The organism is Microcoleus sp. Pol8_D6, assembly GCF_036700965.1.
GTDB lineage: Bacteria > Cyanobacteriota > Cyanobacteriia > Cyanobacteriales > Microcoleaceae > Microcoleus.
Genome location: NZ_JAUBPW010000004.1, coordinates 34,333 through 51,091 on the forward strand (window position 1 = coordinate 34,333; position 16,759 = coordinate 51,091).

At 45.7% G+C, this 16,759-nt stretch carries 12 protein-coding genes and 1 pseudogene; 9 read left to right on the plus strand and 4 right to left on the minus strand.

Features of this window, described 5'->3' with window-relative positions:
- Nucleotides 1-31: 31 nt before the first annotated feature.
- Nucleotides 32-1,102, minus strand: a complete 1,071-nt coding sequence (locus QUA10_RS02810) for a hypothetical protein (RefSeq protein ID WP_333080944.1) — start codon at nt 1,100-1,102, stop codon at nt 32-34.
- Complete coding sequence (gene hetZ / locus QUA10_RS02815; RefSeq protein WP_333080945.1) at nt 1,095-2,276, minus strand: heterocyst differentiation protein HetZ; 1,182 nt, start codon at nt 2,274-2,276, stop codon at nt 1,095-1,097. Before hetZ ends, QUA10_RS02810 begins: the two co-directional genes overlap by 8 nt.
- Nucleotides 2,277-3,020: 744 nt before the next feature.
- Here hetZ and QUA10_RS02820 point away from each other — a divergent pair.
- Nucleotides 3,021-3,560 (plus strand): Dps family protein, encoded by a 540-nt coding sequence (locus QUA10_RS02820; RefSeq protein WP_333080946.1) that lies wholly within the window; start codon nt 3,021-3,023, stop codon nt 3,558-3,560.
- A gap of 232 nt (nt 3,561-3,792) precedes the next feature.
- Here QUA10_RS02820 and QUA10_RS02825 read toward each other — a convergent pair whose 3' ends face one another.
- Nucleotides 3,793-4,893, minus strand: a complete 1,101-nt coding sequence (locus tag QUA10_RS02825) for a glycosyltransferase family A protein (RefSeq protein WP_333080947.1) — start codon at nt 4,891-4,893, stop codon at nt 3,793-3,795.
- Nucleotides 4,894-5,511: 618 nt separating this feature from the next.
- Between QUA10_RS02825 and QUA10_RS02830 the strand changes: the two genes are divergently transcribed.
- The 4 genes and pseudogenes from QUA10_RS02830 (at nt 5,512) to QUA10_RS02845 (ending at nt 9,474) form a co-directional block, all read left to right on the plus strand.
- Entirely contained in the window at nt 5,512-6,543 is a 1,032-nt protein-coding gene (locus QUA10_RS02830) for a glycosyltransferase family 2 protein (protein ID WP_333080948.1), read from the plus strand.
- Nucleotides 6,544-6,671: 128 nt separating this feature from the next.
- Nucleotides 6,672-8,123: an NAD(P)/FAD-dependent oxidoreductase gene (locus QUA10_RS02835; protein WP_333080949.1), complete on the plus strand. Its 1,452-nt coding sequence runs from the start codon at nt 6,672-6,674 to the stop codon at nt 8,121-8,123.
- A 120-nt stretch (nt 8,124-8,243) separates the two neighbouring features.
- A pseudogene (gene pnuC / locus QUA10_RS02840) lies at nt 8,244-8,816 on the plus strand (nicotinamide riboside transporter PnuC).
- 157 nt (nt 8,817-8,973) lie between these two features.
- Nucleotides 8,974-9,474, plus strand: coding sequence for an AAA family ATPase (locus tag QUA10_RS02845; protein ID WP_333080950.1), 501 nt, complete (start codon nt 8,974-8,976; stop codon nt 9,472-9,474).
- A gap of 282 nt (nt 9,475-9,756) precedes the next feature.
- Here QUA10_RS02845 and QUA10_RS02850 read toward each other — a convergent pair whose 3' ends face one another.
- Nucleotides 9,757-10,527, minus strand: a complete 771-nt coding sequence (locus tag QUA10_RS02850; protein ID WP_333080951.1) for a hypothetical protein — start codon at nt 10,525-10,527, stop codon at nt 9,757-9,759.
- Between the two features lie 1,052 nt (nt 10,528-11,579).
- Here QUA10_RS02850 and QUA10_RS02855 point away from each other — a divergent pair.
- From QUA10_RS02855 to uvrA, 4 genes are all read left to right on the plus strand, one after another.
- Nucleotides 11,580-12,278 (plus strand): class I SAM-dependent methyltransferase, encoded by a 699-nt coding sequence (locus QUA10_RS02855; RefSeq protein ID WP_333080952.1) that lies wholly within the window; start codon nt 11,580-11,582, stop codon nt 12,276-12,278.
- A gap of 223 nt (nt 12,279-12,501) precedes the next feature.
- On the plus strand, nt 12,502-13,128 hold the full coding sequence (locus QUA10_RS02860; RefSeq protein ID WP_333080953.1) for a 7-carboxy-7-deazaguanine synthase QueE: 627 nt from the start codon (nt 12,502-12,504) through the stop codon (nt 13,126-13,128).
- 121 nt (nt 13,129-13,249) lie between these two features.
- The gene (locus QUA10_RS02865) at nt 13,250-13,693 is read left to right on the plus strand and encodes a retroviral-like aspartic protease family protein (RefSeq protein WP_333081043.1); all 444 of its coding nucleotides are present in this window, start codon (nt 13,250-13,252) and stop codon (nt 13,691-13,693) included.
- Between the two features lie 73 nt (nt 13,694-13,766).
- Entirely contained in the window at nt 13,767-16,727 is a 2,961-nt protein-coding gene (uvrA, locus tag QUA10_RS02870; protein ID WP_333080955.1) for an excinuclease ABC subunit UvrA, read from the plus strand.
- The last annotated feature ends 32 nt before the right edge of the window (nt 16,728-16,759 follow it).

Sequence of the window (16,759 nt, forward strand, 5' to 3'; positions counted from 1 at the left end):
CACCTAGATTATTTACTCTAAATCGACCTTTCTAGTTGCTATCTTGTCCTGCCCAAATTGGACGAATAGCAAACATCAAAGGTCTGGTCTCGAAGTTTTGGAATCGAACTTCTAGGGCATAAGTCTTGTTAGGTTGCGGGTCAAACAACTCCACACTTAAATGCCCGGAATTCGGACGGTGTGCAGTTGCTTCGGCATCTCCTCCCTTGAGTTCCAAACTTCCTGCCCCGGGAAATTGGCACTCAACTCTTAAACACGGCATTGGCTGTTCTCTGTTGGGGTTCGAGAGGTATTGAGCCTCCAGAGTCAGCGAACCCAAACCAGTCAGCCACTCCCGCGAAACCGGCGGCTGATTCACAGGACAATCGAGAGTTAGAGACTCAATGATTTCCTTGGCGGCCAACAGCGACAGCACCATTTGTTGATCGGTACTGGCTGCTTCGTAATTTGGGAAATCTTCTAAATCTAGAAGTCCTCGCAAAGAACCTCGGAGCACTAAACCAGCTAACTCGTTGAGTTCCTGAGACTGGCCCGGAAATAAGCCATCTACAGCACGAACTAACTTTGAGCCTTGCCGCAGCGACGACATTACCAGTTCCTGACAAGGTTCTAGCAGTTGAGCAAAAACCCCTTGGGCGATCGGAATTGGCAGGCGGCCCCACCTGATATTTTGTAGTTGGGGAGTCCAGATGTGTAGGGGAGGAACCCATTGCGGGGCTACATCGTCTGGGTAATCGTGGTCGTAGCTTTTGAATTCTGTTTCCCAGGGGAACAGCGGCGGGTTAGATTCAATTTCGGCTCTAAGCCTTTCTTTTAACAAGGTCTGAAAACGGTCTTGCACGGTCGGTATTTCTCCAATTGTCAGCGGTTGTGCGGGTGCATTGTTGTGCGCCCCCACTTGATAGTCCAGCGGGTCTGGTTCGTCCCATTCCCAGTATTCCACCCCGGAATTGTCTTCTGTGTCGCCCCACTCTTCTGAGCGAGGGGATGGATTGAGGTTTTCCTCATTTTCGTTAGAGGTATTCGCGATCGGCACCTGCAATATCCAGTCTAAAAAATGGCGATCGAAAGCCTCTGCATCCCTGTTCGTTTCGTTATTCATCACTAGATGCCCCTTCTCCGGAATCTGAACGATTTCGCAATTCCCACGCAAGTTCCAGCAATTTAAACCACCGCTTCTGTACCTGGGCTACCGTGCTACCCAGGGTTTGGGCGATCGCTGACTCTGACAGACCCTGTTGTTTCAACTTTAGCAAACGCTGTCCCTCTGGACCAATTTGCTCGCCAAACGCCTGCCACTGAGAAGGCAGCAAACCCAAATTGCGGTCTAAGTCTGCTTCCAGCCACTGGTGAACAAGTTCCCAGCGGTGCGACATGGCGAACCTGAGCAAATGGTACTTGAAGCGCTGCTGTAAATAGTCTCTTTGGCGGGGAGTTATGCCCAGAAGCGACTCTATTTCATTAGTCGGCAAGTCTTGCAAGCGCAGCACGAAGTAATCGGCGCAGTCTTGTTGATTGCGCTCTTTCAAGTAAGCCACTAATTCGTCAATCACGTTTAGCCGCAGAGATTCTGACTCGTCGCCTTGGGGGCGAATTGCAGCGGAACCCTGTCCGGCCATCGCTTCCCGCACGGAGTGTACCGAGGTGTCGTTCCAAGTTTGGTCGGAATCGGAAGCCCCTCCGTCAGCGGCTTGTTCCATATCTACGGAGGTTTCTTTGGGCTGCTGCTGGGAAAAGGTTTGGGCCCGTAAAATAATTAGTTGCTGACTGCGGTTCCGAGGTAAAGGAATGCGCCGCTTGCCGAAGCGCTCTACAAAGGCCATGTACTCTGCTAGTTCTAAGCGAGTGCGGGGACTGTAGGTAGGTGGCAGTTGGGTTTCGCGCCGAAATGCCTTTAAAGCTTCCAGATAAAATCCTTGCAAAAAATCTTTGATCAGTTCTACTCGCGCCTGATAGCTAGACTGCACCTGCGGAGGGGTGATGTAGCGATAGACGATCGCGCTGAGGGTACTGTGCAATTCTACTCGCCCGGGCCCGGAGCCTAAATTGTAATAGTGGAGGCATTGTTGCAAGCGGTGCTGAGCTAGGCTCTGGGCTGAACCTTCTATATCTCCAGAGGCCTGAATCCGCTGGCTTTCAGTGCATATCCTGTTGACTTCTGCTGTGAGTCGCCCTGCTACATCTTGGCAGTTCTGCTCAGACGCGCGAGTGGACTTTTTGAGTTCGTCTAACAGCAGTTGAAATATGGTTTCCACGCTCTGGCAGATTTCCCGCATGATGGTTTACAGCTAACAATGAAAGTAGCACAGTTAGTCAAAGTATGGATAAATATTTCCTACCGCTACTTTACCCCGTCTTCCCCAGATAGGACAAACTGCAATGCCCTCTTTCTCCTCCTTCGCGCAAACACAGAGGACTGCTTTTTTTATCTGTCCTGGAGACGCCATCCGCCAAGAGCCAGGTTTAAACAGTTGCCATAACGATGGTTCATCAGAGTGTCGGGTTTGACAAAGCATTCATGGGGGCCCAAAACGCTACACGGCCGTTGATACCTTCGGCTGAGTGCTGTGGTGGTCACAGCAGCGCAAGTCCTTCCCAAGGTGAAGCGAGCACACAGGTTCTCTCTTTCGGTCTACTAGATGGGGTCAAGGGTTATATTTAATTGCAAGTTCCTTATGCCCTCATTTAAACCCGCCCGCACAATTAAGTGTGTGTGATGTTCGTTAACTTCGGCATAAATTCCTTGATTTTTACTAACAATCAGAGTGCAGCCTTTTTATATAGCGGGATTGAGCGGGGGATCCCCTGCTGCCCAATCGATGCGATCGGCAAACAAAGGCGCTTCGGAACAATAAGTTTGATTGCATCTATCTAAGGGTATCAATATTGCAATTACTTTAACCTGAAAAGCAGATATTTTACTAAAATGCGATCGTCTTCGATCGTCCTCTGGGTTGATGTAAGTGGTTGGGGAAATTTGTTCTAATAAATGTAAAGTTAGATTTGAAGGAACAATTTCAATGCGTAAGTTAAACATAGGTCTATCTGACGAGCAGCGTGCAGGCGTTATCGAACTATTGAATCACGACCTGGCAGATGCTTATCTGCTGTTAATCAAAACCAAAAAGTATCACTGGGATGTAGTTGGCCCGCAGTTTAGATCGCTCCACCAATTGTGGGAAGAACACTATCAGGCGTTAACACTAAATATCGATGCTATGGCTGAACGGGTGAGAACTTTAGGTGGCTATCCAATTGGTACTGCTGAGGGTTTTCTGAAGTATGGCTCGATAAAAGAACATATCGGCGATTTGCCTTTGGCTACGGAAATGGTATCGCGTTTAGTTGACGACCACGAACTGATTATTCGCAATCTCCGCAAACACGTTGAACAGTGCGGTGAAGAGTTTAAGGATGACGGAACCGCAGACTTTTTGACTGGTTTGATGGAACAGCACGAACAAATGGCTTGGATGTTGCGATCGTTTATTGAAGGGGAATCTATTTCGCCCGATGGTAAGCAGCCCCAAGCTCAAACTGCTACAGCTTCTCACGCTTAGAGAGATTAAGTAGACGGAAGAAGGAAGTTCGGCAACGGATTCGCTCCACGGATGTAACGGATGTCAGGAAGCAGGAAGCAGGAAGAAAAGGAAGAAGTAAGAATGGAAAATTCATTTTTTTTATTTAACCCTCTTTCCTGATTCTCGATAGACCAACCAGTCATAATTAAACGCCCTCTAGCTTCCTCAAAAACCCGGTTTCTTCAAAAAACCGGGTTTTTCAACGTAGGGTTTATGTAGATTTTCGATTTCCTAAACTATTGAATCGCATTCTTTCGTATAGCTGCGATGGCAACATTCTGTGAGCCTTGGTTCGCGCCTCAATCCTAGCAAGTGTCGTCCCTTCACTCGATTCTGATGCTTGTTTTAACTCTAACCCTGATTCAGTTGGCGGTGGGAGTATTATTTTTAATATACTTTCTATTGACAGCAGATACAAATTGTGGCGTAAAACTGCCATTAATAAATCTTCTTTGAAAGCTCGATACAGCCAAGATAATGTACTGCGGTGATTGCCGCTGCGGTTGCTTTTAACAGCTAAGTAAATGTAAAAATTGCTGCTAGACCAGTGATAAATTCTGCTGGGAATTTCGGGATGTTGCTGCCGGACATCTGCCATAATTAAAGAGTGAGATTTGGCCATTGCTGCATAGTTGCTAGACATACTGCTGGCAATCTGCCGATAGCCAACTAAGTATTCTGGTACGACTTTAAATTGATAATGTTCGGCTATGCGGAGGTGCAGTTCCCAGTCTTCGCAGCCTTGAGCATTTTCTAGTTTAAGTTTGCCGTTGTAACCGCCGACTTTTGCAAAACAAACGCGGCGGATTAGAGATGAGCTGGCATTGCCTATAAAATATTTATAAATTAATGCTGTGTAAATTTCTCCTTCGATGGTGGAGTTATAAAATCCACCTGTGAGCAAGTCTTTTTCATTTATATCAACTGACCAGGAATAGACAACTCCGACAGATGGTGCTGAGGAATTGAGGCAGTTAACTTGTTTTTCTAGGTTTTGCGGATACCAAATATCGTCGGCATCGATGGGAGCAATATATTCGCCTTTTGATTTTTCAATTGCTAGGTTGCGGGCGACGGCGACGCCGGAATTTGGCTGGTGGAATAAGCTGACTCGGCTATCTTTTTGAGCAAAAGATTGGACGATTTTGGCTGTTGTATCTGTAGAGCCGTCATCAACTACTAAAACTTCTATGTTTTGATAAGTTTGAGATAAGACAGACTCTAAGGTTTTAGCAATAAAATTGTCAGCGTTGAAAGCTGGTATGATGACTGAAACTAAGGGCTGATTTAAAGTGTTTTGGGAGTTGTTCATGTAATATAAAAAAGGGTTTATGTAAAAGTTTTGGTTCAAAGGGAGCTAGCTAAGGGTATGTTAGCAAATTACGAAAGCTCGATCGTACAGCGTCAGAAATTTTAAGACGTATATTTGACGTATATTTAAAATATATTGCCAAAAGTAATAAAATGTGCATTGACTCGGCAGTCGCGATCGACACTTGGTGCAGGAGTCACTCGCGGATGAGGTCTGTAAAAGAAATTGTACCGCGCAAGTCCTGACAGTTCCCGGGTATCCGTAGAAACTATGTTTTATTTTATACGGTGTACTTACTTATAAAATCACAATCTTGTGCGGTGCAACACAGCCGCACAAAAATGCTGTGGGTGCTTTTTCGCAAGTTTACACAAACAATCCTATATTTAAAGATTTTGTAAAGCTGTTGTCGGCGTCAGGTCAGTCTCAGCAAGATATGGCGTAGAATGCAGGTATGAATTGGGGAAAATCCAATCCAGAATGCCAGCAAAAAATCTAGTTGAATACAAACAGCAATCGAGTTATAAATAAAAAAGTAGAGCTAATTTTACCCTTCGTAAAGTAGCAACAATAAAATTCCAGCAAACTTTAGCCCCTGCAATTTAAACAATTTAGGTAATGATTTCTACCGCCGACCCCACTGTATCCGTTATTATCCCAGTCCACAACGGGGGCTCTTACTTCCGCACCTGTTTGTCAAAACTGGCTCAAGCTGTGCCCAAACCGATCGAAATTATTGTAGTAGCAGATGGCGAAAGCGACGGTTCTTGGCGTCTAGCCAAGGAATTCGGTGCCAAAGTCATCAGGATTCCCGAATGCGGGGGGCCAGCGCGGGCAAGGAATTTGGGTGCTCAAGCTGCAAAGGGAGATATTCTGTTTTTTGTGGATGCTGATGTCGCTGTTTGTCCAGAAGCTGTGGGCTATGCGATATCGGTGTTCAAAAATAATCCCTACTTAGCTGCTTTTATTGGCTCTTACGACGATGCTCCTGGAGATCCTGATTTTCTATCGCAGTACAGGAACTTGCTGCACCACTACGTGCACCAAACAGGTAATGAAGAAGCTTCGACTTTTTGGGGCGCTTGCGGAGTGATTCGCCGGGAAATCTTTTTGCAGATGGGTGGCTTTAATGAGAGTTACCGCCAAGCTTCGATCGAAGATATTGAGTTCGGCTACCGTTTGAAACAAGCAGGTTATAACATTCGGCTGTGCAAAACATTGCAGGTGAAACATTTAAAGCGGTGGAAACCTATGGGTATGGTGAAAGCTGACTTTTTCTACCGAGCACTGCCTTGGACAGAACTGATTTGGCGCGATCGCCAATTGAATAACGACCTCAACTTGCAAGTTTCAAACCGCATCAGCGTGATTTTAACTTATGCAGTGCTGCTGGCAGTTTTGGGAACGTGCTGGTCGCTGAGCTTTCTGTTACTGGCTAGTTTGCTGGCCATACCACTAGTAGCAATTAATGCACCGCTTTACCGATTTTTTCACCGTAAACACGGTATCCTATTTGCCCTGAAAACTATTCCGTGGCACTGGCTTTTCTACTTTTACAGCGGACTGGCATTCGCGATCGGCACTGGTCGTTACTTATACCAAAAAAAGCCTGTGACTGGCAAAGTTAGCTTGCCGGTATCCGCTCAATAAATCAAGGTAATTTGTGCTTAAACATCAGGTAGATCGATAGTTTATCAGGGTATTCACTGGTGCATCTATCCCTTTGACAAGTTATAAATAACTGTATAGTTTCGATAAAAAAGCTGGAGGTAGGCTGAGTGAAACATTATCCTGTTGCGATCGTCGGTGCAGGCCCTGCGGGCTTGACTGCTGCCTATGAGCTCGTCAAGCAAGGCATCATCCCTGTTGTACTAGAAAAAGGTGATAAAGTTGGGGGAATAGCTCGCACAGAAACCTACAAAGGCTATCGTTTCGACATTGGCGGCCACCGCTTTTATACTAAAGTTGAAGCCGTGCAGCAGTTGTGGCAAGAGGTGCTGGGAAATGAGTTTATTAAAGTGCCACGATTGTCGCGAATCTTTTATCGAGGTAAATTTTTTAACTATCCGATCAGTGCCTTCAATACTCTCTTTAATTTGGGCATAATTGAGAGTACGCTGATTATTTTGAGTTATCTGAAAGTGAGAATTTGGCCACTTACCGAAGAAAAAACTTTTGAACAGTGGGTGATCAATCGTTTTGGCGAACGCTTGTATAAAACATTTTTTAAGACTTACACTGAAAAAGTTTGGGGCATTCCTTGTTCGGAAATTCAAGCAGATTGGGCGGCGCAACGGATTAAAGGATTGTCGCTGACGACAGCAATTATTAATGCTTTGTTTGGCAGCAACGACACTAAAACATTAATCAAAGAGTTTGATTATCCGGCTTTGGGGCCGGGGATGATGTGGGAAAAGTTCGCGGAAGCTGTGGAGAATAAAGACGGCAAAGTTTATCTCGATACTAAAGTGATTAGCTTTGAGCGTGAAGGGAATAAAATTAAAAGTATTACTGTTGAGCAAAACGGAGAATTAATTCAATATTCGGCGGATAATTTCATTACGAGTATGCCGATATCGGCGCTGGTAGCAAGAATGAAACCGCAGCCGCCCGAAGAGGTATTGCACGCCGCGCGATCGCTCAAATATCGAGATTTTTTGATTGTATCGCTGATTGTAGATCGCAAGAATTTGTTTCCTGACAACTGGATTTACATTCACTCTCCCGAAGTCAAAGTTGGACGAATTCAAAACTTTAAGAATTGGAGCGTCGCTTTAGTTCCCGATGTCAGCAAAAGTTGTTTAGGAATGGAATATTTCTGTAGCGTAGGCGACGAGATTTGGGAAATGTCGGACGCGGAACTTATCGAATTAGCAACTCGCGAATTGGTTGGTTTAGGGTTAGCAACAACGGCTGATGTGGAAGATGGAGTTGTCATACGGCAACTTAAAGCTTATCCAGTTTATGATGGGGAATATCGAGGACACTTGCAGGTACTTGAAGGTTTTTTGAAGGGATTTGAGAATTTGCAGACGATCGGGCGCAACGGTATGCACCGATACAACAACCAAGACCATTCCATGCTAACGGGGATGCTGGCTGTGAGAAATATTCTCGGCGAAAAGCACGATTTGTGGGATGTGAATACTGAGCGATCGTACTATGAAGACTTTAGTGTCGATCGCTCAAAAGAAAAGAAGGATTCGGATTTGATTTCGCAGTCAATATAGCCAACCGAAATAGGGATTGCCATGAAAAAAGCGAACCTGCCAAACTTAATCGGCTTCGCAGCAAGCATCTTCGCGATCTTGCTTTCAGTGCAGTGGTTTGTGCCTATCCAACTCGACTTAATGGAAGCGATAGCCACGATCGCTTCTGCTTGGAGCGCTTGGCTGCTTGCTAAAAACAATCCCCTAGGCTGGTGGATCGGCTTAATCGGAGTGATCGCCTACGCTGCGGTGTTTTATCAAGTTAAACTTTACGGCGAAGTTGCGATTCAATTCTTCTATTTAATCACGAGCTTGCAAGCAATTTATATTTGGCTGCAGGGCGGTGAAAACAGCACAGAAAAACCTTGATGTCGCCTTCCCCAACGCTGGCTCATCCTCACCGCAGTCTTAGTTACAGTAGGCGTATTGGGCTTGCGAACAGTATTAGTATCTTTGGGCGGTGCAGCACCATTCTGGGACGCCCTGACCACCATCTTAAGCGCGATCTCCCAGTTGTACCTGATGGAACGCTATCTCGAAAGCTGGTATTTGTGGATTGTTGCAGACACGATTTACGTTCCCTTGTATGCCTCGCGCGGGCTATATCTGACGAGTATTTTGTACGCGATATTTTGGTTGATGGCAATTTACGGACTGCAAAATTTTCAGCGAATTTACTCCGAAGAAAAGTTAAAACAGCAGCAATCTTTATGAGATTCGGTGTTACTGTAGGCAAATTTTACCCCTTCCACAAAGGATACGACTACTTAATTCGAGAAGCTAAAAAAAGGTTGACCGTTTAATCGTTCTCGCCTGTTACAAAACAAATCAAGCAGTTGCAGGAAGCGTTAGAGCCGACTGGATTCGGTTTTTGCATCCCGACGCAGAAGTTATCGAAATCCTCGACGATTTGCCGGAAGCCACCGAACCTTGGGCTCAGAGGACTCTAGAGGTGCTTTCCGGGCGAAAACCCGATATCGCTTTTACTTCAGAAGATTACGGCGAACCTTGGGCCAAACTGATGGGATCTCAACACTGTGCAGTCGATCGCGAACGGCTCAAATTCCCGATTTCTGGAACGCAATTGCGATCGCACCTAGCCGAACACTGGCAAATGCTGACTCCCCCAGCCAAAGCCTACTTTGCCAAACGAGTCTGCGTGCTGGGTGTAGAATCGAGCGGCACAACTACCCTGGCACGATCGCTCGCACAGCAGTACCAAACTGTTTGGGTTCCCGAGGTATCAGAAGAAGGAGGCTGGACTCCGGCGGCACTGAGCCGCGTACTCATCCGCTTCACGGCCCCACTCAAACTTTTGTCGGGAGCGAGTACCTGGGATATCATCGCCCACAATGTGACTATCGGTGTGTAGATGCTTTGGTCGTAGGTGATTTTCTCATTCGCTAGAAGCTCCTGGACTAACGAACCTGGCAGCAGCTTCTCCCAAGGTGAGGCAACGCTCGGCAAAAATTGTTGTTTGAGAATGCACGCACGATTTGGCATAATCGAGAGAGATATTTTGGTTGGTCAGGCAATTATCTATGTAGATATTGCCTTACAGATTTTTTGGGGCTCACTTTTTCAGTGCCATTGGACTACAGTCCTCACTACGAACCAATGTGAATGTGGTTGTTTGACCGGAGATAATAGGACTCTACGATTCTTTAAAGAAGCGGATGATTTCGCGGACGTGGTTGAGAAATTGTCCGTCATCGGTGAGTTGGGCGATCGCACTTTCTGCATCTCTTCTCAGTTTAGTGTGCTCTGCCTGATTTGTCGCTTGCAAAGATTGTAGAGATGCGGATAAAGTAGTTAGTTCTCTTCTGATAGCTTCCCGTTCCCGATTTTGGACAGCCGCCCACGAATTCGGATCGTCTGAATTTAATTGATCGGTCAAATTTCTAACAGTAGATTCTAAGTTTGCAAAGCGGCTGCGGAGTTCGACAATATCTTCGCGGGGGTGCAAAAATTGGCGGCGGATACTTGTCAGCCTTTGGGCTAAATACTGATAACCTCGGATAGCTGGACGCAGTACAGTTAACAGCAGTGCAGCACCGGAACTGAGATAGCCAATAGCACTAATTCCGGCGGCGGCTAGGGCGTAAAGTGCGATCGCGCTAAACAGGTGAAGTGCGATCGCCACAAAGAGCGATCGGCTAACTAATACAGTAACGTATTTGACTTGTTCCTGATCGACAGCAATGTTTTTTTTAGTCGATTCTGCGGCTTGCGCTAAAACTTCTTTAGCTTCAAAATGGATATTCCAGGGAACTGTAACTATCAGCAACAGCCATTCAAAAATAGCAATGGCAATTATCCAATCAATAAAACTGCCGGCGGAGACGTGCAGCCATTGCAGAATGGCAAAAACTAGCAGCAAAAATATGCCTGTGGCGGCACCAAAACCTGCGAAAGTGTAATACATAGCGATCGCCTTGGTGGAATGTTGTTTTGATTGTGGGTAGGTGTTTTATGTCTGGAGTAATAAACTGTGACAGTTAAGTGAGCGTCCTATTAATCCCGCTTCATTAGTTATGAGTAAAAGTGCAGGGCAAGGGTTGCGATCAACCTGTTTTTTCCCACAAATGCTTGCTCTACCTCAATCCTGCAAGTTAGTTGAGATTTGGGGTAGGTTGTTTAGGTATGGATTCATAAGGTGTGACAGTTAAGAAATCGTCCTATTGAACCCAGTTTATTAGTAATTAGTAATACTCCCGGAGACAAGGGTTTCCAGACGCCTAGTTTGTTCCAGGAACGTACACGGGCTTGAGCCCATCCATAATAGTTAATTAAATGAAACGATTTGCTGGTTTGGAAGTGCGTAAGTCCTCAATAATTACTCATTGGCGATTAACTAGAGTGGCACAAACAACATTGAAAATGTAACAAAATGTAAACGAATCACAACCTCTGGGATTGCTTCATTTCACTGGCAATGACATACTTATGTTTTTCGCAGTTCATCTAGTTAGTAATCAGGATGAAGTCAATCGATTTTAGATTTTAGATTTTAGATTAAAGAATTGAAGCATTGACCCCACGGATGAATCCGGGGGCTTGTATCCTGGATGCTTTCGGTCACTTTCTCCCCTACTCATACCATTTGAGATTTGAGATTTGAGATGGGGAATAGTTGATTATGTATGGGTTTCCAGTTTGTCTACAGTTGCATTCATTTTTTGAACTGGTATCGCTAACGGCGTTACGCGGTGCTAGTGCTAGAAAAGCAGGAATCTCAAAACGCTCCCTCTATCGATTTTTATTTTCCAGAGCTGCTAAATCACCTGTGGCTGAGATAAACTGATTTGGAAGTAGAGCGCGCGTTTTGCAAGTTGCCTCTGTGTAACCGAGACACTGCTACTGCAACCTGCCCTCAGCCACAGCAAGATAGATGCCTAAATTAACTCTACATTCTCGGATTTCCATTAACAGGGCGTCTACAATCTAAAATCAAAAGTGAGCAGCAAGGACAAACCGATGGCGAACTCAACTCTTGGCCTAGAACATCAACTTTACGATTATCTGTTATCTATTTCTCTGCGGGAGCCAGATATTCTCGCTTCACTACGAGAAGAAACTGCTAAGCATCCTATGGGGATGATGCAGATTGCTCCCGAACAAGGTCAGTTTATGGAGCTCATGGTGCAGCTTATGGGAGCGACCAAAACCTTAGAAATTGGCGTTTTTACTGGTTATAGCGCGCTGTGCGTAGCTTTAGCACTGCCTCCTAACGGTCAAATTATTGCCTGCGATGTCAGCGAGGAATATACTGCGATCGCACGACGCTATTGGGAAGCTGCGGGCGTTGCTAATAAGATTTCTTTGCAGTTGGGCCCAGCAATAAATACTCTCGACAAACTAATAGCCGAGGGACAAGCAGGAACCTTTGATTTTGCCTTCATCGACGCCGATAAAGAAAATTATGAGGCTTATTTTGAGCGATCGCTGCAACTTGTACGCAATGGCGGTTTAATTGTAATTGACAATGTTCTGTGGTCTGGACGAGTTGCTGACCCTCAAGTACAAGACGAAAGCACCACCGCCATTCGTACTTTTAACGAGAAATTGCGTAACGATCCCAGAGTTACTCTCAGTGTTGTCCCCATTGCTGACGGGCTGACTTTGGCCCTGAAACGCCGTTGGGCTAATCTGATGGAACCTGAACAGCATAATTAAAGAGTTATTTGCGGTTTGTGGTGGATTTCTAAGGACTTATACAAAAGCTATGAAGAAACGAGATTTCTGAGTCAAGCTTCTGGGATAAAACGGATATTTTTTTTTCAGAAACCCCGTTTATGCGTTCAGGACTATTTTTATTTGCTGCAAACCGCGAAGGAATAACAATTTAAGAATATTATATCTAAACAACGTAATTAATTGATTTGAGGCGTAACTTCGGGTGTCTAATTTACAACTAAAATTACCAATTCATGAAACTTTTCAGTGTACTGTTCAAGGCGAAGGTTACTGGACGGGGACTTTAGTTGATTTTATCAGATTGGCCGGTTGCCCTGTGCGGTGTCCTTGGTGTGACACCGGTTATGCCAATGGGGGCAAAGGTTTGCCGTCTGTACCGCAGTCGATCGCACAATTGCTCGCTCAATTGCAGTCTCCGAGAGTGGTAATTACTGGTGGCGAACCTTTCATTCACCAGAATTTGCCTGAGTTAGTTGAAGCTTTGTTACAAGCTGACAAGCAGGTGAGTATTGAAACTTCGGGTGCTTGCTGGCAGGATGTTTCCCCGCAGGCTTGGATTACTCTTTCTCCGAAGGAATACGTCAATCCTAAATATCCGGTGCAAGAGCTTTTTTGGACTAGAGCAAATGAAATTAAGTTAGTGATTAGCACTGGCGAAGAAGTTGAATTTTATCACAAGTATTTGCCAAATAATGTGAATGTTCCGGTTTTTTTGCAACCAGAATGGAACTCGAAAGATTCAGCGATTCCCATTATCTTAGAATTGCTGAAACAAAATCCTAGTTATAGGTTATCTTTGCAAACTCATAAGTTTATTGGCGTGCAATAATTTGAAAAATCAGTCAGAGATGTTCGTCTAGTTGGCGGTGCAGAATGGGGAGTGCATCGCCTTAAAATATGTGGAAATATGCGCTATAATTAAAGCAGTAATTTATTGTATTATGAAAGTTATGCAAGCAGCTACTGAAAATCAAATGGGAAAAGTTATCACAACCCTAGTAATTACGAATCGGATCGATGAAGCTAAAGCAGAAGATGGTCTGATTCCAATCGAGCAAGTGAGGTCTGTTACTCTAGAAAATGTTTTGGTGGATACGGGCGCGACTACTTTGTGTTTGCCTAAAGATGTCATCGCCAGACTGGGTTTGAAAATCCTCAAGCAAGTGGTTGTGGAAACAGCCACGGGCATTAGTGAGGCGAGGATTTTTCGGGATGCTTCGATTTCTCTGTGCGGGCGCGAAGGGACTTTTGAGTGTTTGGAATTGCCGGAGGGGAAAACGCCACTTTTAGGCGTGATTCCGATGGAAGCGCTGGGAATTGAAGTGGATTTGAAGCATCAAAGTTTGAAGGTTTTGCCCGACGGGCCGACGGAAACTTATTTGACTATTCTTTGATATTCTTGAGTTTGGATGCCAGCTATTCGATCGGCAGCGCTAAGATGGTTAAGCACTGTTTTGCACTACTCTCATGTCCCAACGCGCCGAAACCTCAAACAGCCAGCCAAGTGCATCCCGCAACGGGCATAATGTGACGAATTCTCACTCTAACAACCAAAATACGATTCGGGTTCGCGGTGCGAGACAGCACAACCTGAAAAATATCGATCTGGAACTGCCGCGCGATCGACTGATCGTTTTTACTGGCGTATCGGGTTCTGGTAAGTCTTCCCTGGCTTTCGATACAATTTTTGCCGAGGGACAGCGCCGCTACGTGGAGTCTCTCAGCGCCTACGCGCGCCAGTTTTTGGGACAGTTGGACAAACCGGATGTGGACGCGATCGAAGGCTTGAGTCCGGCTATTTCGATCGACCAAAAGTCAACTTCTCACAACCCGCGATCGACTGTTGGCACTGTTACAGAAATTTACGATTATCTCAGATTGCTCTACGGCAGAGCCGGCGAACCGCACTGTCCGATTTGCGATCGCTGCATTGCGCCGCAGACAATTGATGAAATGTGCGATCGAGTCATGGCACTTCCCGACGGCACTCGCTTTCATCTTCTGGCACCAGTTGTGCGCGGCAAAAAAGGCACTCACCGCAAATTATTGTCGAGTTTAGCTTCCGAAGGATTTATTCGCGTTAAAGTTAACGGAGAAATTTTAGAACTGTCGGAAAATATCGAATTAGATAAAAATCATACGCACAATATCGAGATAGTTGTCGATCGGTTAATTAAAAAACCCGGTTTAGAAGAACGTTTAGTTGATTCTCTGGCAACTTGTTTGCGCCATTCTGAGGGAATTGCGATTATTGAAGAGTTACCGACGGATGAAAATTCCGAACCACAGGGGCCGATGGTATTTTCCGAAAACTTTGCTTGTCCCGAACACGGCGCAGTAATGGAGGAACTTTCACCCAGGTTATTTTCGTTTAATTCGCCCTACGGCGCGTGCCAAAACTGCCACGGTTTGGGGAGTTTGCGGACTTTTGCGCCGGAGTTGGTAGTTCCCGACGAGAAAGCGCCTCTTTATTGTGCGATCGCGCCTTGGTCAGACAAAGATAATTCCTATTATCTCTCTTTGCTTTGCAGTATTGCTGATAGTTGTGGGTTTGATATCGACACTCCTTGGTATCGATTAAAGCCCGAACACCAGCGGGTGATTTTGTACGGCAATGAGCAAAAGCGCAGCGCAGAAAGTAAAAAGCGCGACGGCAGCACTGATTTTAGGAGAGATTTTAATGGCGTAATTTCCATGTTGCAGCGCCAGTACGACGATACTGGTTCCGATCTGATCAAGCAGAAGTTGGAACAGTATCGGGTCGATCGCTCTTGCGAGGTTTGTCACGGCAAACGCTTGAAACCCGAGGCGCTTTCGGTGCGGTTGGGACAGTACGGAATTGTGGATTTAACCAGTATTTCGATTCGCGAATGCCGCGAAAGAGTCAATAATTTGGGATTGAGCGATCGGCAATTCCAAATATCGGATTTAGCCCTGAGAGAAATCAAAGCAAGGCTGCAATTTTTGCTCGATGTCGGGTTAGATTACCTGACTTTAGACCGCGCAGCAATGACGCTTTCTGGCGGAGAAGCCCAGCGAATTCGGCTGGCGACTCAAATCGGTTCTGGTTTGACGGGGGTTCTCTACGTTTTGGACGAACCGAGCATCGGACTCCACCAAAGAGACAACTTTCGCCTGCTGCAAACCTTAACAAAATTGCGCGATTTAGGCAATACTTTGATTGTGGTAGAACACGATGAAGAAACCATGCGAGCGGCAGACCACATTGTCGATATCGGGCCCGGTGCTGGCGTGCACGGCGGCAAAATTATCTCGGAAGGAAGTTTAGAAAATTTGCTAAAGGCAGAGGAATCTTTGACCGGGGCTTATTTGTCGGGAAAGCGAGTAATTGAAACGCCTAATGAAAGAAGAAAAGGCAACGGCAAAGCTCTCTCAATCATAAATGCGACGCGCAACAATTTAAAAAATATTGATGTAGAAATTCCCTTGGGAAAACTCGTCTGCGTGACAGGCGTTTCCGGTTCGGGAAAATCCACTTTAATCAATGAATTGCTGTACCCGTCGCTGCAACATTATATCACCAAAAAAGTGCCTTTGCCACCCGATATGGACGCCCTCAAAACTAAAGGCGAACGCTCTCTAGAGGATGTGGTTGATAAAGTAATTGTAATTGACCAATCTCCCATCGGTCGTACTCCGCGCTCTAATCCCGCTACTTACACGGGAGTCTTTGATGTGATTCGGGATTTGTTTGCCGAAAGCATTGAAGCGAAGGCAAGAGGTTACAAAGCGGGGCAGTTTTCTTTTAACGTGAAAGGGGGAAGGTGCGAAGCTTGCGGTGGCCAAGGCGTGAACGTGATTTCGATGAATTTTCTGCCGGATGTTTACGTACAGTGTGAGGTTTGCAAGGGTGCAAGGTACAACCGGGAAACGCTGCAAGTGAAGTACAAAGGCAAGTCGATTTCTGATGTTTTGAACATGACTGTCGAGGAATCTTTGGAAATGTTTAAAAATATTCCCAGGGCTGGCGTCAGACTGCAAACTTTGGTTGATGTTGGTTTGGGTTACATTCAGTTGGGACAGCCGGCGCCGACGCTTTCTGGGGGCGAAGCGCAGCGCGTAAAATTGGCAACGGAACTGTCGCGCCGCGCTACTGGGAAGACGCTTTATTTGATCGATGAACCGACGACTGGTTTGTCGTTTTATGATGTTCACCATTTGTTAAATGTGCTGCAAAGATTGGTGGATAAGGGTAATTCAATTTTGGTAATCGAACACAATTTGGATGTGATTCGGTGCTGCGATTGGGCGATCGATTTGGGGCCTGAAGGGGGAGATAAGGGCGGCGAGATTATTGTGGCGGGGACGCCGGAGGAGGTGGCGGCAAATCAGAGGTCTTATACTGGGAAGTATTTGCAAGCGGTTTTGCAGCAGCATCCTTTGGGGGAGGCTGTAGCCGCTAGTTAATACTAACAGGAATTACGCCATTCTCATAATTA

What these genes read in the sequence shown, in the direction of transcription:
- QUA10_RS02810 (WP_333080944.1), bottom strand. Translation starts at nt 1,102, where the DNA reads ATGAATAACGAAACGAACAGGGATGCAGAGGCTTTCGATCGCCATTTT.
- hetZ (WP_333080945.1), bottom strand. Translation starts at nt 2,276, where the DNA reads ATGCGGGAAATCTGCCAGAGCGTGGAAACCATATTTCAACTGCTGTTA.
- QUA10_RS02820 (WP_333080946.1), top strand. Translation starts at nt 3,021, where the DNA reads ATGCGTAAGTTAAACATAGGTCTATCTGACGAGCAGCGTGCAGGCGTT.
- QUA10_RS02825 (WP_333080947.1), bottom strand. Translation starts at nt 4,893, where the DNA reads ATGAACAACTCCCAAAACACTTTAAATCAGCCCTTAGTTTCAGTCATC.
- QUA10_RS02830 (WP_333080948.1), top strand. Translation starts at nt 5,512, where the DNA reads ATGATTTCTACCGCCGACCCCACTGTATCCGTTATTATCCCAGTCCAC.
- QUA10_RS02850 (WP_333080951.1), bottom strand. Translation starts at nt 10,527, where the DNA reads ATGTATTACACTTTCGCAGGTTTTGGTGCCGCCACAGGCATATTTTTG.
- QUA10_RS02855 (WP_333080952.1), top strand. Translation starts at nt 11,580, where the DNA reads ATGGCGAACTCAACTCTTGGCCTAGAACATCAACTTTACGATTATCTG.
- QUA10_RS02865 (WP_333081043.1), top strand. Translation starts at nt 13,250, where the DNA reads ATGCAAGCAGCTACTGAAAATCAAATGGGAAAAGTTATCACAACCCTA.
- uvrA (WP_333080955.1), top strand. Translation starts at nt 13,767, where the DNA reads ATGTCCCAACGCGCCGAAACCTCAAACAGCCAGCCAAGTGCATCCCGC.